Genomic DNA, 26,069 nt, shown 5'->3' with positions numbered 1-26,069 from the left:
TCGATGATGGCACGGCGCCGAAGGCCGGGACGGCGGCCGGAGCGTCCCGATGCCAGGACGTGATCAGGCTGTGACCGGTCGTTCGAGCAATGCCAGCGCGAGGTGCGGAAGTTCTGTGAGATCCGCCGCAGCCCCACTCAACCAGTGCACCCGGGGATCGCGCCTGAACCATGAATCCTGACGGCGCGCGAAGCGCTTGGTGGCACGTACGGTCTCGGCCCGCGCCTCCTCCATGCCGCACTCCCCGGTGAGCGCCGCGAGCACCTGCTGGTAGCCGAGCGCGCGCGACGCCGTACGCCCCTGGCGCAACCCCTGCGCCTCCAGTGCGCGCACTTCGTCCACGAGGCCCGCCTCCCACATCCGGTCCACCCGGCGTGCGATGCGCTCGTCGAGCTCGGGGCGGGCCACGTCGACACCGATCTGGACGGTGTCATAGACGGAGTCGTGACCCGGGAGGTTGGCGGTGAAGGGCTTGCCGGTGATCTCGATCACTTCGAGGGCCCGGACGATACGGCGGCCGTTGCTGGGCAGGATGGCCTGCCCGGCCTCGGGGTCGGCGGCCGCCAGGCGGGCGTGCAGCGCGCCGGAGCCGCGCAGGGTCAGCTCCTCCTCCAGCCGGGTCCTGACCTCGGGGTCGGTGCCGGGGAACTCCAGGTTGTCGACGGCCCCGCGGACGTACAGGCCGGAGCCGCCGACCAGGATCGGCCAGCGCCCCTCGGCGAGCAGCGCGTCGATCCGCTCCCGCGCGAGCCGCTGGTACTCGGCGACGGACGCCGTGACGGTCACGTCCCAGATGTCCAGCAGGTGATGCGGGATGCCGGCGCGCTCCTCGGGCGTCAGCTTGGCGGTGCCGATGTCCATCCCGCGGTAGAGCTGCATGGAGTCGGCGTTGACGACCTCGCCGCCGAGCCGCTGGGCCAGGAAAACGCCCAGATCGGACTTTCCGGCCGCGGTCGGTCCGACGACGGCGATGACGCGGGGGGCGGGGGGTGCGCTGCTCACCGCCCCAGTCTCGCAAACCTCGGTCCGTGGTCTCGAACGAGTTACGTGACGGTCCGGGACCGGGGTCGTTGCCAGTTGCGAGGTTTTCCGCCGCCCGCATGCGAGAGGCGGCGGCCCGGGCGGCGCAATCGGACGCACCGGACGACGCGGGATTTCGCCCGCACGAGTAACGTATGGAGTGGATATGGGCGTTTTCGCACGACTTCTCCGGAGGTCAAAGGCCACGGAGGAGGCGTCAACCGCCGAGGCGAAGGCCGATACGCCGACGGCCGAGCCCGCGGTTCAGGAGGCGGCAGAGGCGAAGGGGTCGACCGAGGCGAAGGGGTCGACCGAGGCCACGACCGAGGACGCGGGGAAGGCCACGGCGCCCGAGGCCGACACGGACGCCGCCGACGAGGGCGTCGAGATCCCCAAGCAGCAGTCCGCCGATGGGGCGACCGACAGGGAGGCCGGCGAGAGCGCCCGCACGTAGCCGACCGCCGTGTGGGAAGGTGAACCATGGGTTTTCTGGACAGTTTGAAGGCCAAGCTCGCCCCGGCCAAGGACAAGGTCTCCGACCTCGCCAAGGAACACGGGGCCAAGATCGATCACGGCCTCGACAAAGCCGCGAAGATCGCCGACGAGAAGACCAAGGGCAAGTACAGCGGCAAGATCCAGTCGGGCACAGGCAAGGCCAAGAACGCCATGGACCGCCTCGCGCACAAGGACGGTACGGACCCGGGCGGCGCTGAAGGCACACCACCGACCGCACCGCCCCCGGCCTCGCCGCCGCCCACTTCACCCCCACCGACCTCCTGAACACCGGCACGGCACATCGGCGGACGGCCGCGGAGCACGACGCTCGCGGCCGTCCGCCGTGTGCGCGCCCCTGAGCCAAGGACCTCACGACCAGGCCGCGACCACGTACCCCACGCCGTACGGCGCGGCCTCGTACAGCAGGGCGCCGCTGAGGCCCGCGCCCTCGGCCGCACCCGCGAGGACCTGCCAGGGAGCCCGGCCGGACGCCTGCAGCTCGCACGCCACGTCGGCGTCCAGCGTCCTGAGCGCCGCCACGTCCGCCGCGCCCAGCGCACGCGCGACCGCCGCGTCGAACGGCGCCGCCCGCTCGTCGAGATAGCCGGGCGCCTTGAGCGTGCGGCACGCGCTGGCGTCGCCCATCACCAGCAGCGCCACCCGCTCGGCTCCGGCGGCGATGTCCCGTCCGACTTGAATACACCGCTCGGCCGCGAGCGGTTCCCCCACGCCGAGTCCCTCGACCGGGGCATCGGTCCATCCGGTGCTCTCCAGCAGCCACGCGGCCACGGCCAGCGAGGGCGGAAGCGGGCGCTCGGGTTCTGTGCCCCGGTCCGCGCCCAGGCGGACGTCGACGTCCACGCCGAATCCCCGGAACGAGCCCCGCGCGCCCTCCGGATGCGTCCCGCGCCCGCTCTCCTCGGCCGGCCCGACGACCACGAGCCGGTCGGGCCGGGCCGTGGCGAGGACGGCGAGCGCGTCCCCGCAGGCGGCGCGCGCGGCGTCCAGCTCGGGTCCGGCGCCGGCGGCGACCTCGGGCACGAGCAGGGGCGGGCAGGGGCAGACTGCGGCGGCGACAAGCATGATCGGCAGGGTAACCCGGGGCGCCGCCGCGGCCGGCCGTCAATCCTCGAGCCGTCAGTCCTCGATCAGCACGTCGGTCAGGTCGATCACTGTCAGGAGGAGAACCACGAGCTTGCCGTCGCTGATGACGTACTCGATGAAGAGGTTGCGCGAGAGGGCGATCTCCCGCGTCGCCTCGTCGCCGCGGACGGGGTGGGAGAGCTTGTGCCGCGGGTCGGTCACCAGGATGGCCAGGCCACGCTCCAGCACGTCACGCCGGTCGGCGGGCAGGCTGTCGCGCACCTGGGCGGCTTCTTCGGTGAACGTGACCCTGTACGGCAACATGCAATGCTCCTTTCCGCCCGTATTGTGGCAGGCCCTCAGTCGCAGCCGCAGCCGCTTCCCGTGACCACCGGCAGCGGCTGAGGCACCCCGATCTTCGGCAGGCCCAGCATCACACCCGCCGGCTCGGCCGCCTTCTCGACGTTGCGCTTCTCCCAGGCGTCCCCCGCGCGCGTGCGGCGCACATCGAGGACGGGACCCTCGGCGAGGAGGTGGTGCGGGGCGGCGTAGGTGATCGCGACCGTCACGACGTCGCCGGGGCGCACCTCCTGCTCGGGCTTGGTGAAGTGGACCAGGCGGTTGTCGGGGGCGCGGCCGGAGAGGCGGTGGGTGGAGCCGTCCTTGCGGCCCTCGCCCTCGGCGACCATGAGTTCGAGCGTGCGGCCGACCTGCTTCTTGTTCTCCTCCCAGGAGATCTCCTCCTGGAGGGCGACGAGACGCTCGTACCGCGCCTGGACGACGTCCTTGGGGATCTGGTTCTCCATGGTCGCGGCCGGGGTGCCGGGCCGCTTGGAGTACTGGAAGGTGTACGCCTGCGCGAAGCGGGCCTCGCGCACGACGTGCAGCGTCTGCTCGAAGTCCTCCTCGGTCTCGCCGGGGAAGCCCACGATGATGTCGGTGGTGATCGCCGCGTGCGGGATGGCGGCGCGCACCTTCTCGATGATCCCCAGGTAGCGCTCCTGGCGGTAGGAGCGGCGCATCGCCTTCAGCACCGTGTCGGAGCCGGACTGCAGGGGCATGTGCAGTTGCGGCATCGCGTTCGGCGTCTCGGCCATGGCGGCGATCACGTCGTCGGTGAAGTCGCGCGGGTGCGGGGAGGTGAAGCGCACGCGCTCCAGGCCCTCGATCGTGCCGCAGGCCCGCAGCAGCTTGCTGAAGGCCTCGCGGTCGCCGATGTCGCTGCCGTACGCGTTGACGTTCTGGCCGAGCAGCGTGATCTCACTGACTCCCTCGGCGACCAGGGCCTCGACCTCGGCGAGGATGTCGCCGGGGCGGCGGTCCTTCTCCTTGCCGCGCAGCGCCGGGACGATGCAGAAGGTGCAGGTGTTGTTGCAGCCGACGGAGATCGACACCCAGGCCGCGTACGCGCTCTCGCGCCGCGTCGGCAGGGTGGACGGGAACGCCTCCAGTGACTCGGCGATCTCGACCTGCGCCTCTTCCTGTACGCGGGCGCGCTCCAGCAGGACCGGCAGCTTGCCGATGTTGTGCGTGCCGAAGACGACGTCCACCCAAGGAGCCTTCTTCACGATGGTGTCGCGGTCCTTCTGCGCGAGGCAGCCGCCGACCGCGATCTGCATGCCCGGGCGCTTCGCCTTCTTCGGGGCGAGGTGGCCGAGGTTGCCGTACAGCTTGTTGTCGGCGTTCTCGCGGACCGCGCAGGTGTTGAAGACGACGACGTCCGCGTCGCCGTTCGAGCCCTCGGGCGCGCGGATGTAACCGGCCTCTTCGAGCAGCCCGGACAATCGCTCGGAGTCGTGGACGTTCATCTGACACCCGTAGGTGCGGATTTCGTAGGTCTTAGATGATCGAACATCCACTGCCGGGCTCCGGTCGCTGCTGCTGGTCATGCGTCAAGAGTAGGCGCTGTGGGGAGAGCCTTCTGGCCTAGGCCCTGTCGCCAAATTCCCGTCGTCCGCCAGAAGAGCGGGCCGCGGGCCGGGGAAGCCCCGGGCGGAGCAACGTCGACCGCGTCCCGGTTGCGGCCCCTATGGGCGTGGATGTCCCATGGGGCGGGTAACCGCATTTCGCAGGGGCGACCGGGTGTGCCCGATGCGCCCGGGCCGCCGGGAGGCAGGATGCGACGACGGTGGTACGGCCCTGGGGGCGCGGCCGTGGTCGTATGCGTCGCAGTCAGCGCCTGCAGCTCGCTTTCCGAGCGGCGTGACGCGGTCGAGACAGAAGTCATCCGGTTCGAGCAGGCGTTGGACGCCGGACAGCACGACCGGCTGTGCGCCGCGCTGGCGCCCGCCACCCGGGAGGAACTGGAACAGTCGGCCAAGAGCGGGTGCGACCGGGCGATCGGGCAGGCGGTCGAGGAGGAGGAGCTCCCTGCGGCCGGTGCCGTGCGAGAGGTCGATGTGTACGGGGGCCAGGCCCGGGTGGTGCTGGACCACGACACCGTGTTCCTCGCGCGCTTCCCCACCGGGTGGAGAGTGACGGCCGCCGGATGCCGGCCCCGCCCCCAGCAGCCGTACCAGTGCGAGATCAAGGGCAGGTGAGGGGGCGTGAGGACACTGTTCGTCTCGACCCTGCTGGTGATCACCGGCGGCTTGGCCTACTTCATGACGCTGGGGCTGACGCACCGGTGACCGCCAGGACGGACCCCGGCAACGGCACCGCACCGGTCCGCCACCGCGTAGGGCGCTTCCTGCGGCACAACAGCCTCGGTCTGTTCTTCCTGGTCACGTTCCTGATCGCCCTGGTGGGACAGACCGTCGCCGGGCGCGCCGAGTTCAACAACCAGCTCGTCGCCGACGGGCTGGCGCCGGCCGGCTTCGCCGCGTACCTGACCTCTTCGGACTTCGCCGTCGACGTCACCGAGAACTGGCAGTCGGAGTACCTGCAGTTCTTCCTCTACATCTTCGGCACCGTCTGGCTGCTGCAACACGGCTCGCCCGAATCCAAGGAGCTCCACAAGGCCGGCCCCGAGTCGGACAGGGACCAGCTGGTCGGCAGGCACGCCAGGCCCGACTCACCCCGCTGGGCCGCACACACGGACTGGCGTGGACTGCTCTACTCGCGCTCCCTTGGGCTGGTCATGGGCAGTGTCTTCCTGCTGTCCTGGCTGACCCAGTCCGTCACCGGCGTCGCCGCCTACAACGAACAGCAACTGCGACAGCTCCAGGCCCCGACCAGCTGGCCCGAATACCTCTCCTCCGCGGACTTCTGGAGCCGCACCCTGCAGAACTGGCAGTCCGAACTACTCGCCGTCGCCTCCATGGCCGTCCTCTCCATCTACCTGAGGCAACGCGGATCACCGGAGTCGAAACCCGTCGGCGCATCCCACTCCGCCACCGGCGTCGAAGGCTGAGCGGCACCTCCGCCGGCCGGCTGCCGGGCGGCTGGGGTGCGACACCTCCACCGGTCGGCAGCCGGGGCGCCCGGTGTCTCCCCCGGCGGCCGTGGGGAATCACCCGGGAGCACTCGTCGAGCGGCGAGGGAGACCGTCCAGTGGTTGAGTGACTCATCGGACAGGCAGTGCGAGGACTGGCACCGCTAGGACAGGCAGTGCCAGGACAGACAGTGCTAGGACAGACAGTGCTAGGACAGGCAGCGCGAGGAGAAGGAGCCGTCCATGCGAGTGCGCGATTCCGTCGTTGTGATCACCGGCGCGTCCAGCGGCATCGGGCGGGCCACCGCCGTCGCGTTCGCCCGCAGGGGATGCCCGGTGGTGCTGGCCGCACGGCGGGAGGAGGCGCTGGAGGCGGTCCGCCAGGAGTGTGAACGCCACCGTGGCGCTCAGGCCCTCGTCGTGCCGACCGACGTCACGGACTCCAAGGCGGTCGAGGATCTGGCCCGGCGCGCGGTGCAGCATTTCGGCCGCATCGACGTGTGGGTCAACGCCGCTGCCGTGACCGTGTTCGGCCCCTTCCAGGAGACTCCCCTGGAGGACTTCCGCAAGGTCATGGACGTCAACGTCATGGGGTACGTGCACGGTTGCCGCGCCGCCCTTCGCGTGATGCGGGAGCAGGGCCGGGGGACGCTGGTGAACGTCTCGTCGGTCACCGGCGTGGTGAGTCAGCCGTACACCCATGCGTACGGCATGTCCAAGCACGCGATCCGGTCCCTGAGCGCGAGTCTGCGGCAGGAGCTCGAACTGGAGAAGGCCAAGCACATCCACGTCTGCACCGTGCTGCCGGCCAGCATCGACACCCCGCTGTTCGAGCACGCGGCGAACTACACCGGGCGCAAGCCCGTGCCGATGCCGCCGGTCTACAGCCCCGAACGCGTCGCCCGGACCGTCGTGGACCTGGTGCGTGTCCCCCGGCGCGAGGTCGTGGTGGGGCCGGTGGGCCGTTCCCTCGTGCTGCAGTCCAGGGTGGCGCCGGGAGTGGCCGAGCGGATGACGGCCCGCCAGGCGGACCGGACCCACCTGTCCCGCAAGGAGCCCGCTCCGGCCGGCCACGGCAACCTGCACGTACCGGCGCCCGGGCCGGGCGCGACCCACGGCGGATGGGGCGGACGCCGGCGCACCGCGATGCGCCGGCTGACCGCCGCCACGCTGCTCGCGGGCGCGGCGGCGGGCGTCGCACGGCGGGCCCGCACCCATTGACGGACCGGGAGGCACTGCTGGGGAAGCGTGCGAGGGGTACCCGGTGAGCGGCGTACCGAGGCGGGCACGCCTGGGGCCGTCTCCGCCAGAAAGGCTCCGCTCATGGCCGGCACACACCGCAAGACACCGAGCGCACGGACTCCGGTCCAGTGGGCCGCGCTCCTGATGGGGGTGGTCTTCCTGCTGGTCGGTGTCCTGGGCTTCGTCCCCGGGGTCACCACCGACCACGACGCGCTGAAGTTCGCCGAACACGACTCGGACGCCGAGTTGCTGGGCGTCTTCCAGGTGTCGGTCCTGCACAACCTCGTGCACCTGCTGTTCGGCATCGCCGGAGCCGCCATGGCGGGCACCGTCTCGACGGCACGCACATTCCTCGTCGGCGGCGGCCACGTCTACCTCGCCCTCGGGATCTACGGCCTGGTCATCGACCGCGACAGCACGGCCAACTTCGTACCGGTCAACACGGCCGACAACTGGCTGCACTTCGCCCTGGCCCTCGGCATGATCGCCCTGGGCGTCCTGCTCCCCGGGCCGCGCGCGGCCGGCGAAAGGGACACGCGATGAACATGAACATGCGAACGCGCTCCGCCACGCGTCACCCCGGGCGGACCCGGGACACCGTTTCCTCCCTCCTGGGCGTCTACCTCAATGACCACCTGGCGGGGTCCACCACCGGGACCGAGCGGGCCCGTCACATGGTGCGGTCGTACCGCGGTACGGCCCTCGCCGCGGCGATGGGGCCGATCGCCGCCGAGATCGCCGAGGACCGGGCGAGCCTGATCGGCATCATGAAGCGGCTCGACATCCCGGTGCGGCACTACAAGGTCTATGCCGGCCGGGTGGCCGAGCGGGTGGGTCGGTTGAAGAGCAACGGCCGCCTCGTACGGCGTTCCCCGCTGAGCCCGCTGCTGGAGCTGGAGATGCTGCGGCTGGGGGTGGAGGGCAAGACGGCCGCCTGGGAGACGCTCCGCGAGCTCGCCGCCACCGAAGAACGCCTCGACCCGCAGCTGCTCGACGACCTGCGCGCACGGGCCCGGCGCCAGCAGAGCAGGCTCGAGGAACTGCGCGGTCGGCAGGTCGGGGCCGCGTTCCTGGAGAGGTGACACGGCCCCGGGGGGCGGTGCGGGCAGGCACTCGGCGGCGGGCACGTCCGGCGAAGAACCACATCCCGTCCGGCCCGCGTACGGCCGTCGTGGGCCGACCCCGGATGCGGGTGCGCGCTACTGGGTCCGCGCTCCGCTCCCGCGTGCGGGACACGCGTGGCCGCGCCCGCCGGGGTCGGCCCTCGTCCGGGGTGGATTCAGCGCTTCCTGCGCCCCTGGGCCTTTTTCACCTGCTGGGCGAGTTCCTCCTTGCTCATGGAGGACCTGCCCTCGATGCCCAGTTCCCGGGCCTTCTCGTACAGCTCCGCCCTGGTCCCGCCTACGGTGGCCTTGGCGCCGCCCGCGGTGGCTTTGGTCCCGCCCGCAGTGGCCTTCGCCCCGCCCGCGGTGGCCTTGGCCCTGCTCGCCGTAGCCCTGGCGCCGCCCGCCGTAGCCTTGGCGCCGCCCGAAGTGGTCGGCTGACGCTTGGCGCCGGTGCTGTCGCCGACGTGGCTCAGGGGCTGCCCCGCGAGTTTCCGGGCCCGCCGGGTGGCGAACTCCAGGCCCAGTTCGCGCAGCCGGTCGGAACCGACGGCTTCGCCCAGCGCCGGGAGGATCTCGTTCTCCTCCTCCTCGACATGGTGCAGAACGGCACCGACCCATTCGTCCAGAGCGCGGTCGAACGCCTTGCTCTCCCAGTCCATCTCGAGCAGATGCTTGCCGAGGTCCTCGGCCTGATGGTGCTCCTCGGCGGCGTGCTCGGCCTCTTCCTTCTCACCGGCCTCGCGGGCGACCGCGGGGTACACCCGGTCCTCCTCGGCCTCACTGTGCGCCTCCAGCATGGCCACGGCCAGGGGGAGCGCCAGCGGCCGGGAACTCCTGTCGTTCTGCATCATGTCGAACAGGCGCTTCAGCTCGCGGTGGTCGGTGGTGACCATGGTGATGAGGTCGTCAGCCATGACAAGACCCTCTTTCTTCCCTTGTATCCCCATATCGCCCCCCATCTCCCCCCACGGGTTTCCGGGTCGGGCGGGCTGATGCGTGAACGGGCGTGGAAGATGCCGCCGCCGACGCGGGCCCCCGGCCGTACGGATCAACCCTGTTGGGCGGGTAGCCAGTGGTCGAGGTACTCGCGCAGCCCTTCCAGGTGCGCTCCGCGAGAGACGTAGCCGAAGTAGCCGTCGGGGCGGACGAGTCCGTGGGCCACAGACGGCCACGGGCTCTTCCCACCGAGCCGGTGCACGCCGACCAGGTCGTCCCGTCCGCGCACGACTGAGGCGAGAGGTTCATCGCTCCAGAGCGCGGGCGGACCGGACAGGAGCAGGTGCCAGCCCGGCCCCGCGGTCCGCGCCTGGAGTCCGCGCGGCAGATCGGGCAGTCGGTCACCGGCTCGCGGACCACGCCTCGGCGGCCGCGAGCCCCCGGTCGTGGCAGGGCTGCGCCGGTAGTGGATGCCCAGCTCCGACACCGTACGGAAGACCAGTCCGCGCGGTCCGCTCGCGCGCAGCGCCAACGGGGCCAGGCGCGGCGCGAGTCGGGTGCGGGCGAAGCGGATGACCGGGTTGCCGCTGGTGGCGAGGGTGAAGGCGCGGTCGGTGAAGCGCAGCACGCTGCGGCCGACGGGGGCGCGCTCGGCTTCGTACGTCTCCAGCAGTTCCTCCGGCGCCCTGCCGTCGCACACGAGGGCGAGCTTCCAGCCGAGGTTGAGGGCGTCCTGGATGCCGGTGTTCATGCCCTGGGCGCCGGCCGGGCTGTGGATGTGAGCCGCGTCCCCGGCGAGGAAAAAGGGCCCGGAGCGATGGTGCGCCGCGCCGCGGTTGTGGAGCCGGAAGTCGGTCATCCACACCGGGTCCCGCAGCACCAGCCGGTCCCCGGTGTACGCGTCGGCGATCTCCTGCAGGAGGCCCAGCGTCACCTCGGCCTGCGGGGCGCCGGGCGGCCGCATCGCGAGCACCCGCCAAGGGGCCGGCGAGCCGAGCGGAAAGAAGAACAGCATCCCGGAACCGGTCATGTACGTGTGGACGGCACCGGCTTCCAGTCCGTCGACATCGAGGTCGGCGAGCAGGAAGGTCTGCGGATAGGCGTGGCCCTCGAATCCGATGCCCGCCTGAGCCCGGACCGTGCTGTGCGCGCCGTCGCACCCCACCACGTAGCGCGCCTCCACGGTCTCCTCGGTACCGTCGCCGCGCCGAAGCCGACAGGACACGGATGAACCCGTCCGTTCCAGATGGACCAGCTCCGTGCCGCGCTCCAGGGCCACGTCCTGCCCCGCCAGATGCTCCGCGAGGACGCTCTCCGTCTCCGCCTGCGACAGGAACAGCAGGAAGGGGTACGCGGTATCGGCCAGCCCGATGTCGAACAACGGCATCCGCACCACTCGTCCCGGCAGATGCATCCTCAGCCGCATCGCAGGGTTGCCGCGCGCCACCAGCTCGTCCGTCACCCCGAACCCGGCGAGCGCCTCCAGGGTGCGCGGCTGGACACCCAACGCGCGTGACTCGTGGACCCGGTCGAGGGAACGGTCGACGATCCGGAAATCGGCCCTGTACGTGCGCAGTTGCGCGGCGAGCGCGAGCCCGGTGGGCCCCGCGCCGACCACCAGCACGTCCAAGGGTGCCGTCATGAATCCACCGTAGTGCTGGGGGTGGCGCTGCCGAGCCAGGTGGTTCAGGCGACGTGGTCCAGCCGGGTACCCCGGGCCGGAGTGAGGACACCCGGCCCGGGGTACCCGGCCGGCCACGCGAAGAGCTGGCCCATGGGGTCAGGGCACTCCCGGCACGGCGTGAGCGCCCCTGACGCCGAACATCCGACACCCGACATGGAGGCCGACCATGAGCGAGCCGACCCCGTCCCAGGCGGAAGGCGAGCGGCGGCAGCAGACCTCGCCGGACGACCAGCAGGAAACGCCCGGTCACCGTGACGTACCCCGGACGACCCCTTCGCAGGCGGAGCGCGAGGACGCCGAGGACGAGGACAGGAAGAGGAGCGAGCAGAGCGAGGAGTGGGAGGCCGGTTGGTCCGGCCCGTAAGGGATGTCCCGGACAACAGCCCCGCACCCGCTCCATATCTCCATACTGTTGTCCGACTACCACATGGCCCCGAACGAGGGACCCAGCCTCATCAGATGGGGCCACGCCGGGGCGAAGGCGTAGCACCCGCGCGCGTGGGAGCGTTGCAAGGGCATGAATCGCACCAAGACCTTCCAGGCGGACTCGCCGATCTATGCCGCCCTCGTCAGGGAGTGGCAGGCCGACGACCGGATGCTGCCCGGCGCGCGGGACGCGCAGTGGACCATCCTCACCTCGGTCAGTCCGGCCATGACCGGGCAGCTCCACGAGTGGGCGAGCACGCCGCGCCCCGGCCGGTGGGAACGGGCCGTCGCACTGCCCCGCGGCCACCGGGCCGAGTTGGTCACCACGCGCTGAGGACACCGGGCGCGGTGAATCGGTTGTGCACGGGTGCGCCGGTGTCAGCCCGGCCGGCCGGCATCCGGGACACGGGGTCCGGCGGCGGGCACCCCGCACATCGGGCACCGCTGTCTCGGCCCGGCCTGCGCGGCGCGTCTGCCGAGGGCCAGTTGCAGGGCCAGTTCCACGGCTGCGGGAACGAACAGCGCCCCGGTGCCGTCCGGCGGGACCAGCCAGCGCAGTCGCCCCGCGGCCCGATGCGGGGCGGGCACCGCGATCCACGCGCCCTTGCCCGCGTACCGGATGCCCGAGCCGATCCAGCGGCCCGCGGGGTCCGGCGGCAGGAAGAAGGCGACTCTGCGGGACGCCGTGTCCGCGAGCGCGGGGCCGGGCGCCTGAGGGATGCTCAGCAGGGCGTCGAGGGCCGGCAGGCCCAGGTCCTCCGGCACGCTGAGTACGTCCCAGAAGCGCCCGCAAGCCAGTACCGCCGCCCCGGTCTCACCGCTCCACTGCCGTTTGCAGTCCCGCGGATCGGTCGCTGCGGCGGCGAGCCATTCCACGGCCTGCCGCGTAACTGTTCGCAAGGTGTGCCTCCCGGATGTATAGGCCCGCGCAAGCGGGACGCACTTCCCCGAAATGCCGGGACGGCCGGCCCCGGCGCGTTCATGCTGGTAGATATTTCTATTTCCCGGAAGGGGTGGCGAACCGTGGCGAATACGTGGGCCCGTGTCCGGCTTCCACGGACGTGGCCGGAGCAGCTGCGCGGGGCAAGCGCTTCGCTGCGCCGGTTCCTCCTCTTGGAGAGGGACCCGGTCGAGCGGGACCCGCTTGCCTCCCTCGTGGACACCGCACGACGCCTCGACTACGGAGCGGGCCGGTTCCACGACACGGAGAGCCTCACGGACCTGGCGGATTTCGATCTCAGGGATCGATGAGGCCCGCGCGGATCGCATAGCGGGTGAGTTCCAGGCGGTCGCGCATGCCGAGTTTCTGGAGGAGGTTCGCGCGGTGGCGCTCGACCGTCTTGGCACTGATGAAGAGGAGTTCGCCGATCTCCTTGGAGGTGTGTCCCTCGGCGACGAGTTTGAGGATCTCCTCCTCGCGTTCGGTGATGGCCCGCTCGGGCAGGCCGTCGCCCCGGTGGAGGCGGTCCAGGTACGAGCGGACGAGCGCGCGCTCCGCGCCCGGGTAGATGAACGGCTCGTCGCGCACGGCCGCACGGCACGCCTCGACGAGGTCGCGGTCGGCCACGGACTTGAGGACGTAGCCGCTGGCGCCCGCCTTCAGGGCCTCGAAGAAGTACTGCTCGTTGTCGTACATCGTGAGGACCAGCAGGTGCAGGCCGGGCAGTCGGCGGGAGAGTTCGCGGGCCGCCTGGAGTCCGGTCATGCGGGGCATGGCGATGTCCAGGACCGCCAGGTCGACGGCACGCGCGCGTGCCAGGTCGACCGCCTCCGCCCCGTCGCCGGCCTCGGCCACGACCTCCAGGTCCGGCTCGCTCTCCAGGATGAGGCGCACTCCTCGGCGTACGAGGGTGTGGTCGTCGGCGAGCAGGACACGGATGGCCGGCGTCGCCGGCGGCTGAGTCGTGATCAGTGGCCGGCTCGTCATCGGCGACCGCCCTCGGTCCCGGCGGGGACGCGCAGGCGTATGTCCGTGCCCCGGCCGGGGGCGGGTGCGAGGGAGAACGTGGCGCCTATCAGCAGGGCGCGTTCGCGCATGCCGCTGATCCCGGAGCCCTCCGGCGCCCCGTCGAGGCCCCTGCCGTTGTCACGTACGAGGAGCTCGACGCCCTCGGCCACCGGCCGCAGCCGGACCTCCGCGCGGTCGGCGGCGGCATGCCGTGCGGTGTTGGTCAGGCCCTCCTGGGCCACTCGGTAGAGCACGAGTTCGGACTCCTCGGTCAGGTGAGGCAGATTGCCGCAGACGTGGTGGCGGACGGTCAGGCCATCCGTGGTGAACTCGCCGGCGAGGGAGCGCAGGGCGCTGGTCAGGCCGAGTTCCTCCAGTACGCCGGGGCGCAGGCGGCGCGCGATACGGCGGATCTCGTCGAGTCCCGCGCGGGTGGCCTCCTGCGCCTGGCTCACTTCCTCGCGCAGCTCCTCGGGCGCCCGGTCGGCGACGCGCTTGAGCTGGAGGAGGACGGCGGTCAGGGTCTGGCCGACCTCGTCGTGGAGTTCGCGGGCGATGCGGTGGCGTTCGCGCTCCTGGGCGGAGAGCGCGCGGGCCGCACCGGCGGCGCGTTCGGCCTCCAGCCGGTCGAGCATCGTGTTGTACGTCGTGATCAGCGCGGCCGTTTCCACGGGACCTGAGACGGGGGCGCGCGCTCCGGGGTGCAGCAGGTCGGCGGTGGCCATGGCCCGGCCCAGCCGCTGGAGCGGGGCGAGGCCGATGCGCAGGACGAGGGCGTTGCCGACGAGCAGGGCCGCGAGGCCGCCCACGACCATCAGTGCCTCGACCGGCAGGACCGGGGTCGACACGGTGACCGGGCCCAGCAGCAGGGCGGCGGCCACGATCAGGCCGACGGCGTTGAGCGAGAAGATCCGCCAGAACAGCGACACACTTCTGAGCTTCGCGGCCCTGCCCCGACCGCGTATATCCGTGACGACACCCATGTCGCCACCGTACGGGCGGATGGCAGCATGCAGAGCGGCCCGTTGTGATCACCAAGCGCACCGACGAACGCACATCGACCAGCAAGGGGAAGAATCGTGTCTGCTCCACGCCTGAGGGCGACGCCGCTGCCGGGCATCGGGGTCCAGTACGACCTCGTCACCCGGGAACACCGCCATCTGTCCGTGGTGGCGCACCGCGACGGCGGCCGGACGGTGAGCGTGTACCGGGCCGACGATCCCGATTCCTGTGCGCAGTCCGTGCGGCTGACCGGCTCCGAGGCGGGCGCGCTGATCGACGCGCTGAAGCCGTCCCACCACAGTGCGAGCCTGCTGTACACCACGGATCTCGGGCTGGTCGCCGAGCGCGTGGAGGTCGCCGCGACCTCGCGGTGGAACGGCCGGGTCCTGGGTGACACCCGGATACGGACCGAGACGGGGGCGTCCGTGGTGGCGGTGCTGCGGCGAGCCGAGGCGATCCCGTCGCCGGCGCCGGACTTCCGGCTCGCGGGCGGTGACACCCTGATCGTGATCGGCACCCGTGAGGGCGTCGACGCCGCAGCGGCGATACTCGGGCGGGAGTGATCCGGTGCACTCGTCCGCGGTCATGCTGATCGAGTTCGGTTCCATCATCCTCGGCCTCGGCCTGCTCGGCCGGTTCGCCGCCCGGTTCCGGCTCTCCCCGATTCCGCTGTACCTGCTCGCCGGTCTGGCCTTCGGCGAGGGGGGTCTGCTGCCGCTCGGGGCGAGCGAGGAGTTCGTCGCCACGGGTGCCGAGATCGGCGTCATCCTGCTGCTGTTGATGCTCGGCCTGGAGTACTCGGCCGGTGACCTGGTCACCAACCTCAAGGCGCACTACCCGTCCGGGCTCGTCGACGGCGCGCTCAACGCCCTGCCGGGCGCGGCGGCGGCACTGCTGCTGGGCTGGGGTCCGGTGGCCGCCGTCGTCCTGGCCGGAGTCACCTGGATCTCGTCGTCCGGGGTCATCGCGAAGGTGCTGGGCGACCTGGGCCGCGTCGGCAACCGGGAGACCCCGGTGATCCTCAGTGTCCTGGTCCTGGAGGACCTGGCGATGGCGGTGTACCTGCCCATCGTGACGGCGCTGGTGGCCGGCGCCGGACTGCTGGCCGGGAGCATGACGCTGGCGATCGCACTGGGGGCGGCGGGGCTCGTGCTGTTCGTGGCGGTCCGCTACGGCCGGGTCATCTCCCGTTTCGTGTCGAGCGACGACCCGGAGAAGCTGCTGCTCGTCGTGCTGGGCCTGACGATCCTGGTGGCGGGCGTGGCCCAGCAGCTCCAGGTGTCGGCGGCCGTGGGCGCGTTCCTGGTGGGCATCGCGCTGTCCGGGGAGGTCGCGGAGGGCGCGCACACCCTGCTGAGCCCACTGCGGGACCTGTTCGCCGCCGTCTTCTTCGTCTTCTTCGGGCTGCACACCGACCCGGCCAGCATCCCGCCCGTGCTGCTGCCCGCCCTCGCGCTGGCGGTCGTCACCGCCGCGACGAAGATCGCCACCGGGTACTGGGCGGCACGGCGGGCGGGGATCTCCGTCAAGGGCCGCTGGCGCGCGGGCGGTGCCCTCGTGGCGCGCGGCGAGTTCTCGATCGTGATCGCCGGGCTGGCGGTGAGCGCGGGCATCGAACCGTCCCTCGGCCCGCTGGCCACGGCGTACGTCCTCATCCTGGTCATCCTCGGGCCGCTCACGGCGCGCTACACGGAGCCGTTGGCGTCCTGGTGGGCGCGCCGCTCCGGCGAACGACCGGAGGCCGGTGAGGGCTCGTCGCGGTCGGCGGGGGCGGGGGCGTCGGTGGGCGGCGAGTGACTCACAGACCCCGGGGTGGGGACCGTCACGCGCCGTCGGCCTCCCATCCCTGACGGCGCAGCACCGCCGACACGTCCGGAGCCTCGTAGTGGTCGCCCTTGAGGACCTTGCCGTCGGCACGGCGGGCGACCTGGCCGTCGGGGCCCAGCTTGGTCATGTTGGAGCGGTGGATCTCGGCGATCACCGCGTCCAGGTCTATGCCGTGCACAAGGGCCGTGCCGTACGCGACGTAGACGACGTCGGCCAGTTCGTGGGCGAGCCGGTCGAGCGGGCCCTTCACCGACACCTCGGCGACCTCGGCCGCCTCCTCGGCGAGCAGTTCACCGCGGTGGGCGGCGAGTTCGGGTGAGATCTCGGTCGGTACGGCGCGGGCGTCCAGCCCGAACGCGAGGTGGAATTCACGGACGAGGTCGGCGGGCGAGGAGCTCATACGGCGACTGTAGCGGCCGCCTCGGACAGCCCCTCACCCGTGGCCGCACCACCCCCGGCACCCGCCTTCCGATCCCCATGCTGGTCAGCGGGCACAAGGGCTGGCAGGATCACGCGCATGTCCAAGGTGTTGCCCCGTATCGGCAGGCGTCGGGCCCTGCAGGGCTCGGCGGCCGGCCTCGTGGTCCTCGGGCTGCTGCTGTGGTGGCTGCGGCCCTGGGGCGAGGAGCCGCCGGGCGGGACGATCACGTTCAGCACCGGCACCCGCTCGGGGGTGTACTACGCGTACGGCGACCTCCTGCGCACCGCGCTCCACAAGAACATGCCGGATCTGAAGGTGGAGTTGCTGACCAGCCACGGGTCGCAGGAGAACGTCGCACGCGTGGCGACCGGGACGGCCGACTTCGCGATCGCCGCGGCCGACGCGGTGGAGACGTACAAGATCGACGGCAGCACCGGCGCCGACCGGTTGCGCGGTGTCGCCCGCCTCTACGACGACTACGTCCAGCTCGTCGTCCCGCCGGACTCGGACATTCGTTCCGTCGCGGACCTGCGGGGCAAGCGGGTGGCCATAGGGCTGCCCGACTCGGGTGTACGGCTGATCGCCAACGCGGTGCTCAGGGCGGCCGGCATCGACCCGGAGAAGGACATCACGCCCTCGTCGGACGGCATCGACACCGGACCCAAGCGGCTGGGACACGGCCTCGACGCGTTCTTCTGGTCGGGCGGGCTGCCCACGGGCGGGCTGGCACGGCTCGCCAAGAATTCGACCTTCCGATTCGTGCCCATCGACGCCGCCTTCGTCGCCAAGCTGCACAAGCAGGGCGGTGCCGCGCGCTACTACCGCGCCACCGACATGCCGGAGTCGGCGTATCCCACCATCCAGAACGGTGCCCCCGTGCCGACGCTGGCGGTGTCCAACCTCTTGGTGGCGCGCAAGGACATGGACCCCCGGGTCACCGAGTGGCTCACCCGGACCGTGATCAACAGCCGGGACAACATCGGCTCGACCGTCCACTCCGCCCAGCTGGTCGACGTGCGCACGGCGATCTACACCGACCCGCTGGCCCTGCACGACGGCGCCCGGCGCTACTACCGCTCCGTCAAGCCGTAGGAAGCCTCACGCGGACCGTTGCACGGGGTCCGGGAAGCGTCGTACGCCGCCTCAGCCGTACGCCGTACGAGCCGGACGCGCGACGTAGGGAAACCTCAGGAGCGCGTCGCGATTCGCCGTACGGCGTTGTGCGCACACGACCTCACGCCACCGGCCTCGACCGGGGTACTTTCACCGTCACCGTCAGCCCGTGCGGCTCGTGGTGGTCGTACGCGATCGAGCCGCCGCCCGCCGCGAGCAGGGCCCGCGAGATGGACAGGCCGAGGCCGGACCCCTTGACGTTCTGGTGGCGACCGCTGCGCCAGAAGCGGTCGCCGATGCGGACGAGTTCCTCGTCGGTCAGGCCCGGGCCGTTGTCGGTGACCACCACGGTGGAGGTGTCGCCGTCGGAGGCGACCGTGACCTCGACGATCTCGTCCTTCGGCGTGAACTTCAGCGCGTTGTCGATCACCGCGTCCAGCGCGCTGGACAGGGTGACCGGGTCGGCCCAGGCGGTGGTGGGCGGGCAGTCGCCCACCAGCCGTACGCCCTTGGCCTCGGCGGTCGGCGTCCAGGCCGCGACGCGCTCGGCGGTCAGCGCGCCGATGTCGGTGACCCTCAGGTCCGCCTCGGTGTGCTCGGCCAGGGCGAGGTCGAGCAGGTCGTCGAGAACCTGCGCCAGGCGCTTGCCCTCGGCCTGGACCGAGGCGATCTCCTGATTGCCCTCCGGGAGTTCGAAAGCGAGCAGTTCGATGCGCAGCAGCAGCGCCGCGAGCGGGTTGCGCAGCTGGTGCGAGGCGTCGGCGACGAAGGCGCGCTGCTGCTCCAGGACGTCCTCGACGTTGTCCGCCATCTCATTGAAGGACCGGGCCAGCCTGCGAAGTTCCGGCGGGCCGCCGGCGACCGCCACCCGGGACTTCAGGCGGCCGGTGGCGATGTCGTGGGTGGTGGCGTCGAGGACGCGTACGGGCCTGAGGACCCAGCCCGTCAGCCGCAGGGCGGCGCCGACGGCCAGCAGCATCGCGGCGGTCTCGCCCACTCCTATGACCAGCCAGCCGTGCAGGATCCGTGACCGCATCTGTCCGGTGGGCGAATCGGTGACGACGACCGCCATGACGTCACCGTCCCGGATCACCGGCGAGGCGACGACGAGACGGTTGCGCTGCCAGGGCCACACCTGCTTGGGGTCGTGGCTGCGCCGGCTGAGCAGCGCCTCGTCGAACGCGTCGCGTATCTCGCCCGCCGCGGGGAGGACCAAGCTCGACGGCGCCTTCGCCATGGGGATGCGGTTGCGGTAGAAGACACCGGCCCGGATGCCGTAGACCTCGTGGTAGCTGGTGAGTTCGCTGGCCAGCGTCTCCCTGCGCCCGTTCGCCTCGCCGGGGGTGTCGGTGACGAACTGGGCGAGGGCGGCGAAGCGTGCCGTGTCGTCGATCCGGTCGACGACCACTGTCTGCTGCTGGGCCGCGGCCACGCTGCCGGCCAGCGGGATGCCCAGGGCGAGCAGCACGGCCGCCATCAGGACGATGAGCAGCGGGAGGAGACGTGTGCGCACCCGGCCCCGCTACGAGCCCGGGGCGACGAGCCGGTAGCCCACGCCGCGTACGGTCTCGATCAGGGCCGGCATGCGCAGCTTGGCCCGCAGGGAGGCGACGTGCACCTCCAGGGTGCGTCCCGTCCCCTCCCAACTGGTGCGCCACACCTCACTGATGATCTGCTCCCGCCGGAAGACCACGCCGGGCCGCTGGGCCAGCAGGGCGAGGAGGTCGAACTCCTTGCGGGTGAGTTGGATGACCGAACCGTCCACGCTGACCTGGCGGGTGGGCAGTTCGATGTGCACCGGACCGAGGCGCAGCGCGGTCTCGGCGCCCTCCGAGGCGTCCTCGTGGGCGGTGCGCCTGCTGACGGCGTGGATCCGGGCGAGCAGCTCTCCGGTGTCGTACGGCTTGACCACGTAGTCGTCGGCGCCGAGGTTGAGGCCGTGGATGCGGGAGCGGACGTCGGAACGCGCGGTGACCATGATCACCGGCGTGCTGGTGCGCTTGCGGATCTTGCCGCAGACCTCGTATCCGTCCTGGTCGGGCAGCCCCAGGTCGAGGAGGACGACTCCGAAGCCGGCGCCTTCCGGGACGAGGGCCTGGAGGGCCTCCTCGCCACTGCGGGCGTGCGTGACGTCGAAACCGTGCCGCGCCAGGACCGCGGACAGGGCGGCTGCGACATGGTTGTCGTCCTCGACGAGGAGCAGTCTCATCCGGGCCCCCTTCGGTTCATCGGACGTACGAACTGGATGGGTAGAAAAACGCGGGCACGCGCGCGTGCACATGGCAGTGACGCTGATGAATGAGGACGGCGTCAAGAGGGTTCCGGTTGCGCGCCGCTTCCGTTACCCGGCCGATACGCGCCCAGCTCATAAGTGCTACGACAGGTGTCCGATTGCTATCGGATCGTGATCCTCAGATTCCCCTCAGATGTAATGACGCTGGTGGCGTGGGTTACTAAGGTCCTCCGAAACCGAGGAGGACGGAGCCAGAGAGCGATGACCGAAGTATCGGTGGCCAAGGAAGATGTGGCCGCGACCGGAGAACTGGTCGTCCTGAAGAGCGTCAACAAGCATTTCGGCGCGTTGCACGTGCTCCAGGACATCGACCTGACGATCGACCGCGGCGAGGTTGTCGTGGTCATCGGACCCTCCGGGTCCGGAAAGTCCACCCTGTGCCGCGCCATCAACCGCCTGGAGACGATCGACTCCGGCACGATCGCCATCGACGGCAAGCCGCTGCCCCAGGAGGGCAAGGAGCTGGCCCGACTGCGCGCCGACGTAGGGATGGTCTTCCAGTCCTTCAACCTGTTCGCGCACAAGACCGTGCTCGAGAACGTGATGCTGGGCCAGATCAAGGTCCGCAAGGCCGACAAGAAGAAGGCCGAGGAGAAGGCCCGCCAGTTGCTCGACCGGGTCGGTGTCGCCAACCAGGCGGACAAGTACCCCGCACAGCTCTCCGGCGGCCAGCAGCAGCGCGTGGCCATCGCGCGCGCCCTGGCCATGGACCCCAAGGTCATGCTCTTCGACGAGCCCACGTCGGCGCTCGACCCCGAGATGATCAACGAGGTCCTGGAGGTCATGCGGCAGCTCGCCCAGGACGGCATGACCATGGTCGTCGTCACCCACGAGATGGGCTTCGCTCGTTCGGCCGCCAACAGGGTGGTGTTCATGGCGGACGGCCGCATCGTCGAACAGGCCACGCCCGACCAGTTCTTCGGCAACCCGCGCAGCGACCGCGCCAAGGACTTCCTGTCGAAGATCCTGCATCACTGACGGCGTACGCCGCCTTTCGACCTGCGTCACCGCCCCTGACGGCATCTCCTCACAGACAAAGGATGTTCCCACCATGAAGCTCCGCAAGTCCGCCTCCGCGGCGGTAATCGCCGTTCTCGCACTGACCGTCTCGGCCTGTGGCGGCGAGTCCGGCAACGCCGGTGACGCGCCCGGCGAAACCGGCGGCAAGACCCAGCCGAAGCTTCCGACGTACACCGTCGCCACGGACGTCAAGATCGACTCCCCCACGCTGAAGCAGGCGCAGCAGGCCGGGAAGCTCGTCGTCGGCGCGAAGAACGACCAGCCGTACCTGGGCTTCGAGGACACCGACGGCAAGCGTTCCGGCTTCGACATCGAGATCGCCAAGATGGTGGCGGCCGACCTCGGCTTCAAGCCCTCGCAGATCGAGTTCAAGACGGTGGACTCGAACGTCCGCGAGACCACCATCTCCAAGGGCGAAGTCGACCTCTACGTGGGTACGTACACGATCAACGACGAGCGCAAGAAGCAGGTCGGCTTCGCGGGCCCGTACTTCCTGGCGGGCGCCGACCTGCTCGTCCGCAAGGACGACACGGCCATCACCGGCCCCGACTCGCTCAAGGGCAAGACGGTCTGTTCCATCAAGGGCTCGACTCCGCTTCAGGAGATCAAGAAGCCCAAGTACGGTGCCAAGACCATCGAGCTGTCCAAGTACTCGGAGTGCGTGCAGCAGCTGCTCAACAACGAGGTCGACGCGGTCACGACCGACGACGCGATCCTCAAGGGGTACGCCGCTCAGCGTCCGACCAAGCTGAAGGTGGTCGGCAAGCCGTTCACCAAGGAGCCGTACGGCGTCGGCATGAACAAGGACGACAAGGCACTGCGCGACGCCGTCAGCGACGCCCTCGAGGCGCACGAGAAGAACGGCGACTACAAGAAGGCGTACGACGCCACGCTCGGCCTGTCCGGCTCCGCGTTCACCGCGCCCCCGGCCATCGAGCGCTACTGAGGCATCGGTCGGGCGCCGCGACCGGGGCGCCCGACCCGACCGTCACCAACCGTCCGTCCCGGGCGTGCGCTACCGATGCGCCCGGGACGGTGCCGTCCCTGCCCGTACGCCGCCCACGAGGACCTTCTCCGTGAACGTATTGCTCGACCATCTCACGGAATTCCGTGAGGGGTTCATCGGCACCGTCCTGCTGACCCTCGCCAGCGGACTTCTCGCGATGGTGCTGGGTGTCATCATCGCCGGGTTCCGCGTCTCTCCCGTGCCTCCGCTGCGGCTGTTCGGCACCGCCTGGGTCACGCTCTTCCGGAACACTCCTCTGACGTTGCTCTTCCTCGTCGCGTGGTTCGTCATACCCGTGATCTTCGTGCCGGGCCTCAGCCCGTGGACGAAGGCCCTCCTGGCGCTGGGCTTCTACACCTCGGCCTTCGTCTGCGAGGCCATCCGCTCGGGTATCAACACCGTGCCCGTGGGACAGGCCGAGGCCGCCCGCTCCATCGGCATGACCTTCACGCAGACGCTGCGTCTGATCGTGCTGCCCCAGGCCACGCGCACCGTGATTCCACCGTTGAGCTCGATCTTCATCGCCCTGACGAAGAACTCCGCGATCGCGGGCGCGTTCAGCGTCACTGAACTGTTCGGCGTACAGAAGCTCCTCAGCGATCAGGGCTTCGCCATCGCCTGGATCTTCCTGTGGGTGGCCCTGGGCTACCTCGTCATCACTTTCTCCATCAGCGGTTTCTTCCGCCTGGTGGAGCGGCGGCTGGGGGTCGCACGATGAGCTCGAGTGTTCTCTACGACGCGCCGGGGCCTCGGGCTCGGCTGCGCAACCGCCTCTACACGGTGGTCGGCTCCCTGGCCGTGGTCGGTCTGATCGTCTTTGTCGTGTATCGGATGGACGCCAAGGGCCAGTTGGAGCCCGAGGTGTGGGACATCTTCAACAACGCCGGCGTGCGGGCCAACATCCGTGACGGCCTGCTGACCACCTTGAAGGTGTTCGCCGTCGCCGGCGTGCTGTCCCTCGTGCTCGGTCTGCTGCTCGCCATCGCCCGGGTATCCGAGCACAAGCCCGTCCGCTGGTTCGCCACGACGTTCATCGAGGTGTTCCGCGCGGTACCCCTGCTGATCACGATCTACGCCCTGTGGGTGCTGTTCCTCACCTACAAGAACGACCTCGGGGCCATCGGCGACAACACCGGCTTCTGGGGCCTGGTCATCGGCCTGACCGTCTACAACGGTTCGGTCCAGGCCGAGGTGTTCCGCGCGGGAATCAACGCGGTGCCGCGCGGACAGGTCGAGGCGGCCTACGCGCTCGGACTGCGCAAGTACCAGGTGATGACCACCCTGTTGCTTCCGCAGGCGGTGCGTTCCATGCTGCCGACGATGATCAGCCAGCTCGTGGTCACCCTCAAGGACACGTCGCTCGGCTACATCATCACGTACACGGAGCTGCTCTTCGCCACGCGCACGATGGCCAACAACATCATCGTGAACGGCGAGAACCCGTTCACGGCGGTCACCATCGTGGTCGGCGCGATCTACATCGCGATGTGCCTCGCGCTCTCCTCGCTCGCCACCTGGATCGAACGGCGCGGGCGCCGTGCGAAGACCGGTGTCGCGGTGGCCGCGGCCGCCGAGCCGGCCGAACAGCCGGGAGTCCTCGACGTCGCCGAGGGGCCCCTCGGCCCCGTCGACGGCGACACCACGGACCGCCCCGGGAAGTAACCGGCGGCCGGTGAACTTCCGGCCGGCCTTCCCGGTATGACCGGGCGCGGTGTCCTGCCTGTCGCGGCGGCGAGGGCAGGGCACCGTTGCCTTCGATTCGTAGGTGTCGTAGATGTGACCCCCTTCGCGGCGGCGCGCCCGGCGTCGCCGCTCTGCCGCTCTGCCGCTCTGCCGGTCTGAGGCCCACCGCTCAGGCAGGCCGCCCGGGCCCGTCCCGGGCCGCCCAGGAGGACCGGACAAAGGACCGAATGGAGGACCGGACAGAGGACCGGATGGAGGACCGGACAGAGGACCGGATGGAGGGCCGGATGGAGGGCCGGCACACCAGCCGTGGCGTCCTCGGCCATGGGCGAGCCGTCACCAGCTGAACAACGCTCAGCCATGCCGAGGTCACCGTCACTTGACGCAAGCACCGGCAATAGGTTGCATACGTTCCGTGATCGTGCACCCTGCTCCACCTTCCTGTTCACTCACGTCCCTCGGGACACCGCTGCGGGCAGGGGGCGCCGCGCCGTGGATCCGGTGATCATCGTCGGAGCGGGGCCCGTCGGGCTCACGCTCGCCCTGGCGCTGGCCCGTCAGGAGGTGCCCTCCGTCGTCCTCGACGAGGGACCGGGCAAGGACGAACCGCGTCTCGCGCGCACGGTGGTGCTGCGCGAGGACACCACTGCCCTGATGGAGCGGCTGACCGGCGTGCCGCTCGCCGAGGCCGGCGTCCACTGGGCCGGATGGAGGTCGATGCGGCGCAAGCAGGTGATGCGCAAGGTCACGTTCGGCGGCACGGACGACACCGCCGCCGACGGCGACACGGACCTCCTCAGTGCCGGCCCCGCCCCGCTCCACATCGCCCAGCACCTGCTCACCGGCGCCCTGCGCGCCGCCGTCGCCGGCCAGCCCCTCGTCAAGATCGCCGTGGACAGCCGCCTCGACTCCATCGAGCAGGAACCTTCAGGCGTCACGGCCCACACCCGCGGCCCCAAGGGCACCTGGTGGCGCGGCAGTTACCTGGTCGGCTGCGACGGCATCCGCTCGACGGTACGCAAGCTCCAGGACATCCGCTTCCCGGGCCGTACGGCGGTGGAGCGACAAGCCGTGGCCACACTGCGCGCGGAACTCCCCTGGCCCGGTGAAGCGTTGCTGCACCGGATGCCGCCGTGGCGGACCTCCGGCCCGTCGGCCGGCGAGATCACCGGACGCCCCCTGCCGGACGGAATGTGGCGACTGGACTGGCTGCTGCCCCCGGGCAAGGACCTGGTCACGCCCGAGCTGCTGGTGGGACGCGTCCGGGAGACCCTGGCCGGCTGGACCGGCGGCTCGACACCGCCGTACGAACTCCTCGACACCGGCGTGCACACGGTCCACCACCGAGTGGCCCGCCGCTGGCGCGCCGGCCGAGTGTTCCTCGCCGGGGACGCGGCACACCTGCTCGGGGCGCTCGGCACACAGGGGCTGGACGAGGGGCTGCGGGACGCCGACAACCTCGCCTGGAAGCTGGCGCTGGCCTGGCACCACGGGCCGCACGAGGCGCTGCTCGACAGCTACCAGACCGAGCGGCGCGCGGTCGTCGCCGCCCGCCTGCGCGCCGCCGACCAGGCACTGCCGTTGCTGCGCGGCGGCGGAGGCCTGCGCGCCTACGTCCCCGGCTCGGCCCGTGGCCACGACGCGCTCCTCACGGAAGGTCACTTGGGGCGCGGCACGCTCGGTGCGCCGGGGGCGTACGCCAAATCGCCGCTCGCACCCCCGCACCTCGAAGGCGAGACCCCCGTCGACACTCCGCCCGGGGCGCAGGTCACCGATGTGCGGGTCACCGCGGAGGACGGCTCCTTCGTACGGCTGCGGGACCGCCTCGGTCGCTGCGCGCTGCTCGTCGTACTGATCGCGCCGGGCACGGGCGTGTGGGAGCGCAAGCACTGGGTGACCGCCGGGATCATGCCCCGTCTGGCCGCGGCGGTGACCGCGCTGCCGCACCCGGCCGAGCTGCTGGTCGCCGAGGAGTACCCGGGCGCCGCCCCCCACACCGTCCTTCTCGTACGGCCCGACGGTCACCTGGTCACGGCGCTGACCGGGGTACGGCCGGCCGACCTGTACACGGCGGCCGAGGCGGCACTGGGCGGGCCGGCCAAGGCGGAAGCGGGCGCGGGGGCCGGTTCGCGATAACGCTCCGTACTCGTCCTGCCTGTTTCCGGGCTCACTGTCACGCTGCGTCCACATAGTGACAGTGAGTTGACCGGTCCGCACCGTCGTGGTGTACTCCGGATCATGACCGACACCTGTGTGCGCCTGTGGCGGAGGGTCCACATGGACCTCGTCCGCTACGCGGGCTGCGTGTGTCGCCCGTCCTGCTGAATTCGCATCCCCCTTTCTCAAAGCGCGCGCCGCTCCCGCGTTGCCGCGCGCTCCTCGCGAACGCTT

Annotated in this window: 30 protein-coding genes; 18 read left to right on the top strand and 12 right to left on the bottom strand. The window is 70.8% G+C overall.

Annotated features, from left to right (window positions below; translation table 11 throughout):
• Positions 1-63 precede the first annotated feature (63 nt).
• Positions 64-1,002 (bottom strand): tRNA (adenosine(37)-N6)-dimethylallyltransferase MiaA, encoded by a 939-nt coding sequence (gene miaA / locus Q4V64_RS38750; protein WP_124438756.1) that lies wholly within the window; start codon positions 1,000-1,002, stop codon positions 64-66.
• Between the two features lie 184 nt (positions 1,003-1,186).
• Between miaA and Q4V64_RS38745 the strand changes: the two genes are divergently transcribed.
• Both Q4V64_RS38745 and Q4V64_RS38740 read left to right on the top strand, forming a co-directional pair.
• A complete protein-coding gene (locus tag Q4V64_RS38745; protein ID WP_124438757.1) occupies positions 1,187-1,474 on the top strand; it encodes a hypothetical protein in 288 nt (95 codons plus the stop codon).
• A gap of 26 nt (positions 1,475-1,500) precedes the next feature.
• Positions 1,501-1,800: an antitoxin gene (locus Q4V64_RS38740; protein ID WP_124438758.1), complete on the top strand. Its 300-nt coding sequence runs from the start codon at positions 1,501-1,503 to the stop codon at positions 1,798-1,800.
• 84 nt (positions 1,801-1,884) lie between these two features.
• On the opposite strand, the gene Q4V64_RS38735 is transcribed toward Q4V64_RS38740, so the two are convergent.
• Genes Q4V64_RS38735 through miaB form a run of 3 tightly spaced genes read right to left on the bottom strand, consistent with a single transcriptional unit; the run spans position 1,885 to position 4,487 of the window.
• The gene (locus Q4V64_RS38735) at positions 1,885-2,598 is read right to left on the bottom strand and encodes a class III extradiol dioxygenase subunit B-like domain-containing protein (protein WP_124438759.1); all 714 of its coding nucleotides are present in this window, start codon (positions 2,596-2,598) and stop codon (positions 1,885-1,887) included.
• Between the two features lie 54 nt (positions 2,599-2,652).
• On the bottom strand, positions 2,653-2,922 hold the full coding sequence (locus Q4V64_RS38730; RefSeq protein WP_124438760.1) for a hypothetical protein: 270 nt from the start codon (positions 2,920-2,922) through the stop codon (positions 2,653-2,655).
• Positions 2,923-2,957: 35 nt separating this feature from the next.
• Positions 2,958-4,487, bottom strand: a complete 1,530-nt coding sequence (miaB, locus tag Q4V64_RS38725) for a tRNA (N6-isopentenyl adenosine(37)-C2)-methylthiotransferase MiaB (RefSeq protein WP_124438761.1) — start codon at positions 4,485-4,487, stop codon at positions 2,958-2,960.
• A gap of 228 nt (positions 4,488-4,715) precedes the next feature.
• On the opposite strand from miaB, the gene Q4V64_RS38720 reads away from it, so the two are divergent.
• The 5 genes from Q4V64_RS38720 to Q4V64_RS38700 all read left to right on the top strand — a co-directional run bounded on the left by Q4V64_RS38720 (position 4,716) and on the right by Q4V64_RS38700 (position 8,295).
• A complete protein-coding gene (locus tag Q4V64_RS38720) occupies positions 4,716-5,138 on the top strand; it encodes a hypothetical protein (RefSeq protein WP_124438762.1) in 423 nt (140 codons plus the stop codon).
• Between the two features lie 86 nt (positions 5,139-5,224).
• Entirely contained in the window at positions 5,225-5,950 is a 726-nt protein-coding gene (locus Q4V64_RS38715; RefSeq protein ID WP_124438763.1) for a DUF6766 family protein, read from the top strand.
• A 264-nt stretch (positions 5,951-6,214) separates the two neighbouring features.
• The gene (locus Q4V64_RS38710) at positions 6,215-7,192 is read left to right on the top strand and encodes an SDR family oxidoreductase (RefSeq protein WP_124438764.1); all 978 of its coding nucleotides are present in this window, start codon (positions 6,215-6,217) and stop codon (positions 7,190-7,192) included.
• A gap of 102 nt (positions 7,193-7,294) precedes the next feature.
• Entirely contained in the window at positions 7,295-7,756 is a 462-nt protein-coding gene (locus Q4V64_RS38705; protein ID WP_124438765.1) for a DUF4383 domain-containing protein, read from the top strand.
• 8 nt (positions 7,757-7,764) lie between these two features.
• Positions 7,765-8,295: a hypothetical protein gene (locus Q4V64_RS38700; protein WP_124438813.1), complete on the top strand. Its 531-nt coding sequence runs from the start codon at positions 7,765-7,767 to the stop codon at positions 8,293-8,295.
• Between the two features lie 197 nt (positions 8,296-8,492).
• On the opposite strand, the gene Q4V64_RS38695 is transcribed toward Q4V64_RS38700, so the two are convergent.
• Both Q4V64_RS38695 and Q4V64_RS38690 read right to left on the bottom strand, forming a co-directional pair.
• Positions 8,493-9,233 (bottom strand): hemerythrin domain-containing protein, encoded by a 741-nt coding sequence (locus Q4V64_RS38695; protein ID WP_124438766.1) that lies wholly within the window; start codon positions 9,231-9,233, stop codon positions 8,493-8,495.
• 134 nt (positions 9,234-9,367) lie between these two features.
• Positions 9,368-10,897 carry an FAD-dependent monooxygenase gene (locus Q4V64_RS38690; RefSeq protein WP_124438767.1) on the bottom strand — a complete coding sequence of 510 codons (1,530 nt, stop codon included), beginning with the start codon at positions 10,895-10,897 and terminating at the stop codon, positions 9,368-9,370.
• A 208-nt stretch (positions 10,898-11,105) separates the two neighbouring features.
• Here Q4V64_RS38690 and Q4V64_RS38685 point away from each other — a divergent pair, with 208 nt between their 5' ends.
• Both Q4V64_RS38685 and Q4V64_RS38680 read left to right on the top strand, forming a co-directional pair.
• Positions 11,106-11,303 carry a hypothetical protein gene (locus tag Q4V64_RS38685; protein WP_124438768.1) on the top strand — a complete coding sequence of 66 codons (198 nt, stop codon included), beginning with the start codon at positions 11,106-11,108 and terminating at the stop codon, positions 11,301-11,303.
• A gap of 153 nt (positions 11,304-11,456) precedes the next feature.
• A complete protein-coding gene (locus Q4V64_RS38680; protein WP_124438769.1) occupies positions 11,457-11,699 on the top strand; it encodes a hypothetical protein in 243 nt (80 codons plus the stop codon).
• A 44-nt stretch (positions 11,700-11,743) separates the two neighbouring features.
• On the opposite strand, the gene Q4V64_RS38675 is transcribed toward Q4V64_RS38680, so the two are convergent.
• The 3 genes from Q4V64_RS38675 to Q4V64_RS38665 form a co-directional block, all read right to left on the bottom strand.
• Positions 11,744-12,265, bottom strand: coding sequence for a bifunctional DNA primase/polymerase (locus Q4V64_RS38675; RefSeq protein WP_124438770.1), 522 nt, complete (start codon positions 12,263-12,265; stop codon positions 11,744-11,746).
• A 337-nt stretch (positions 12,266-12,602) separates the two neighbouring features.
• On the bottom strand, positions 12,603-13,292 hold the full coding sequence (locus Q4V64_RS38670) for a response regulator transcription factor (protein ID WP_124438771.1): 690 nt from the start codon (positions 13,290-13,292) through the stop codon (positions 12,603-12,605).
• On the bottom strand, positions 13,289-14,296 hold the full coding sequence (locus Q4V64_RS38665; protein WP_124438772.1) for a sensor histidine kinase: 1,008 nt from the start codon (positions 14,294-14,296) through the stop codon (positions 13,289-13,291). The genes Q4V64_RS38670 and Q4V64_RS38665 overlap by 4 nt, the downstream gene beginning before the upstream one ends.
• A 96-nt stretch (positions 14,297-14,392) precedes the next feature.
• Here Q4V64_RS38665 and Q4V64_RS38660 point away from each other — a divergent pair, with 96 nt between their 5' ends.
• Both Q4V64_RS38660 and Q4V64_RS38655 read left to right on the top strand, forming a co-directional pair.
• Positions 14,393-14,878, top strand: coding sequence for a TrkA C-terminal domain-containing protein (locus Q4V64_RS38660; protein ID WP_124438773.1), 486 nt, complete (start codon positions 14,393-14,395; stop codon positions 14,876-14,878).
• Positions 14,879-14,882: 4 nt separating this feature from the next.
• Positions 14,883-16,112, top strand: coding sequence for a cation:proton antiporter (locus tag Q4V64_RS38655; protein ID WP_124438774.1), 1,230 nt, complete (start codon positions 14,883-14,885; stop codon positions 16,110-16,112).
• 25 nt (positions 16,113-16,137) lie between these two features.
• Here Q4V64_RS38655 and Q4V64_RS38650 read toward each other — a convergent pair whose 3' ends face one another.
• Entirely contained in the window at positions 16,138-16,542 is a 405-nt protein-coding gene (locus tag Q4V64_RS38650) for a MazG nucleotide pyrophosphohydrolase domain-containing protein (protein WP_124438775.1), read from the bottom strand.
• Between the two features lie 117 nt (positions 16,543-16,659).
• Between Q4V64_RS38650 and Q4V64_RS38645 the strand changes: the two genes are divergently transcribed.
• A complete protein-coding gene (locus tag Q4V64_RS38645; protein WP_124438776.1) occupies positions 16,660-17,655 on the top strand; it encodes a TAXI family TRAP transporter solute-binding subunit in 996 nt (331 codons plus the stop codon).
• A 142-nt stretch (positions 17,656-17,797) separates the two neighbouring features.
• Here the strand turns inward: Q4V64_RS38645 and Q4V64_RS38640 are convergent, their stop codons facing one another.
• Together Q4V64_RS38640 and Q4V64_RS38635 are read right to left on the bottom strand one after the other, a co-directional pair.
• Entirely contained in the window at positions 17,798-19,189 is a 1,392-nt protein-coding gene (locus Q4V64_RS38640) for a HAMP domain-containing sensor histidine kinase (protein ID WP_124438777.1), read from the bottom strand.
• Positions 19,190-19,198: 9 nt separating this feature from the next.
• Positions 19,199-19,885, bottom strand: coding sequence for a response regulator transcription factor (locus tag Q4V64_RS38635; RefSeq protein ID WP_124438778.1), 687 nt, complete (start codon positions 19,883-19,885; stop codon positions 19,199-19,201).
• Between the two features lie 285 nt (positions 19,886-20,170).
• Between Q4V64_RS38635 and Q4V64_RS38630 the strand changes: the two genes are divergently transcribed.
• The 6 genes from Q4V64_RS38630 to Q4V64_RS55500 all read left to right on the top strand — a co-directional run bounded on the left by Q4V64_RS38630 (position 20,171) and on the right by Q4V64_RS55500 (position 26,003).
• Positions 20,171-20,947 (top strand): amino acid ABC transporter ATP-binding protein, encoded by a 777-nt coding sequence (locus tag Q4V64_RS38630; protein ID WP_124438779.1) that lies wholly within the window; start codon positions 20,171-20,173, stop codon positions 20,945-20,947.
• 73 nt (positions 20,948-21,020) lie between these two features.
• The gene (locus Q4V64_RS38625) at positions 21,021-21,935 is read left to right on the top strand and encodes a glutamate ABC transporter substrate-binding protein (RefSeq protein ID WP_124438780.1); all 915 of its coding nucleotides are present in this window, start codon (positions 21,021-21,023) and stop codon (positions 21,933-21,935) included.
• 130 nt (positions 21,936-22,065) lie between these two features.
• Entirely contained in the window at positions 22,066-22,713 is a 648-nt protein-coding gene (locus Q4V64_RS38620) for an amino acid ABC transporter permease (RefSeq protein ID WP_124438781.1), read from the top strand.
• Positions 22,710-23,657 carry an amino acid ABC transporter permease gene (locus tag Q4V64_RS38615; protein WP_124438782.1) on the top strand — a complete coding sequence of 316 codons (948 nt, stop codon included), beginning with the start codon at positions 22,710-22,712 and terminating at the stop codon, positions 23,655-23,657. Before Q4V64_RS38620 ends, Q4V64_RS38615 begins: the two co-directional genes overlap by 4 nt.
• 513 nt (positions 23,658-24,170) lie before the next feature.
• On the top strand, positions 24,171-25,814 hold the full coding sequence (locus Q4V64_RS38610) for an FAD-dependent monooxygenase (protein ID WP_124438783.1): 1,644 nt from the start codon (positions 24,171-24,173) through the stop codon (positions 25,812-25,814).
• Between the two features lie 102 nt (positions 25,815-25,916).
• On the top strand, positions 25,917-26,003 hold the full coding sequence (locus tag Q4V64_RS55500; protein ID WP_313960178.1) for a putative leader peptide: 87 nt from the start codon (positions 25,917-25,919) through the stop codon (positions 26,001-26,003).
• The last annotated feature ends 66 nt before the right edge of the window (positions 26,004-26,069 follow it).

Source organism: Streptomyces sp. NL15-2K (assembly GCF_030551255.1).
In the GTDB taxonomy this organism is placed as follows: domain Bacteria; phylum Actinomycetota; class Actinomycetes; order Streptomycetales; family Streptomycetaceae; genus Streptomyces.
The sequence above is the reverse complement of the archived record's forward strand: the minus strand, read 5'-3'. Positions and strand labels throughout refer to the sequence as shown.

Excerpts from the sequence above, each read along its gene's own strand:
- Q4V64_RS38745 (WP_124438757.1), top strand. The coding sequence starts at position 1,187 with ATGGGCGTTTTCGCACGACTTCTCCGGAGGTCAAAGGCCACGGAGGAG.
- Q4V64_RS38740 (WP_124438758.1), top strand. The coding sequence starts at position 1,501 with ATGGGTTTTCTGGACAGTTTGAAGGCCAAGCTCGCCCCGGCCAAGGAC.
- Q4V64_RS38735 (WP_124438759.1), bottom strand. The coding sequence starts at position 2,598 with ATGCTTGTCGCCGCCGCAGTCTGCCCCTGCCCGCCCCTGCTCGTGCCC.
- Q4V64_RS38730 (WP_124438760.1), bottom strand. The coding sequence starts at position 2,922 with ATGTTGCCGTACAGGGTCACGTTCACCGAAGAAGCCGCCCAGGTGCGC.
- miaB (WP_124438761.1), bottom strand. The coding sequence starts at position 4,487 with ATGACCAGCAGCAGCGACCGGAGCCCGGCAGTGGATGTTCGATCATCT.
- Q4V64_RS38720 (WP_124438762.1), top strand. The coding sequence starts at position 4,716 with ATGCGACGACGGTGGTACGGCCCTGGGGGCGCGGCCGTGGTCGTATGC.
- Q4V64_RS38710 (WP_124438764.1), top strand. The coding sequence starts at position 6,215 with ATGCGAGTGCGCGATTCCGTCGTTGTGATCACCGGCGCGTCCAGCGGC.
- Q4V64_RS38705 (WP_124438765.1), top strand. The coding sequence starts at position 7,295 with ATGGCCGGCACACACCGCAAGACACCGAGCGCACGGACTCCGGTCCAG.
- Q4V64_RS38700 (WP_124438813.1), top strand. The coding sequence starts at position 7,765 with ATGCGAACGCGCTCCGCCACGCGTCACCCCGGGCGGACCCGGGACACC.
- Q4V64_RS38695 (WP_124438766.1), bottom strand. The coding sequence starts at position 9,233 with ATGGCTGACGACCTCATCACCATGGTCACCACCGACCACCGCGAGCTG.
- Q4V64_RS38690 (WP_124438767.1), bottom strand. The coding sequence starts at position 10,897 with ATGACGGCACCCTTGGACGTGCTGGTGGTCGGCGCGGGGCCCACCGGG.
- Q4V64_RS38685 (WP_124438768.1), top strand. The coding sequence starts at position 11,106 with ATGAGCGAGCCGACCCCGTCCCAGGCGGAAGGCGAGCGGCGGCAGCAG.
- Q4V64_RS38680 (WP_124438769.1), top strand. The coding sequence starts at position 11,457 with ATGAATCGCACCAAGACCTTCCAGGCGGACTCGCCGATCTATGCCGCC.
- Q4V64_RS38670 (WP_124438771.1), bottom strand. The coding sequence starts at position 13,292 with ATGACGAGCCGGCCACTGATCACGACTCAGCCGCCGGCGACGCCGGCC.
- Q4V64_RS38665 (WP_124438772.1), bottom strand. The coding sequence starts at position 14,296 with ATGGGTGTCGTCACGGATATACGCGGTCGGGGCAGGGCCGCGAAGCTC.
- Q4V64_RS38650 (WP_124438775.1), bottom strand. The coding sequence starts at position 16,542 with ATGAGCTCCTCGCCCGCCGACCTCGTCCGTGAATTCCACCTCGCGTTC.
- Q4V64_RS38645 (WP_124438776.1), top strand. The coding sequence starts at position 16,660 with ATGTCCAAGGTGTTGCCCCGTATCGGCAGGCGTCGGGCCCTGCAGGGC.
- Q4V64_RS38635 (WP_124438778.1), bottom strand. The coding sequence starts at position 19,885 with ATGAGACTGCTCCTCGTCGAGGACGACAACCATGTCGCAGCCGCCCTG.
- Q4V64_RS38630 (WP_124438779.1), top strand. The coding sequence starts at position 20,171 with ATGACCGAAGTATCGGTGGCCAAGGAAGATGTGGCCGCGACCGGAGAA.
- Q4V64_RS38625 (WP_124438780.1), top strand. The coding sequence starts at position 21,021 with ATGAAGCTCCGCAAGTCCGCCTCCGCGGCGGTAATCGCCGTTCTCGCA.
- Q4V64_RS38615 (WP_124438782.1), top strand. The coding sequence starts at position 22,710 with ATGAGCTCGAGTGTTCTCTACGACGCGCCGGGGCCTCGGGCTCGGCTG.
- Q4V64_RS55500 (WP_313960178.1), top strand. The coding sequence starts at position 25,917 with ATGACCGACACCTGTGTGCGCCTGTGGCGGAGGGTCCACATGGACCTC.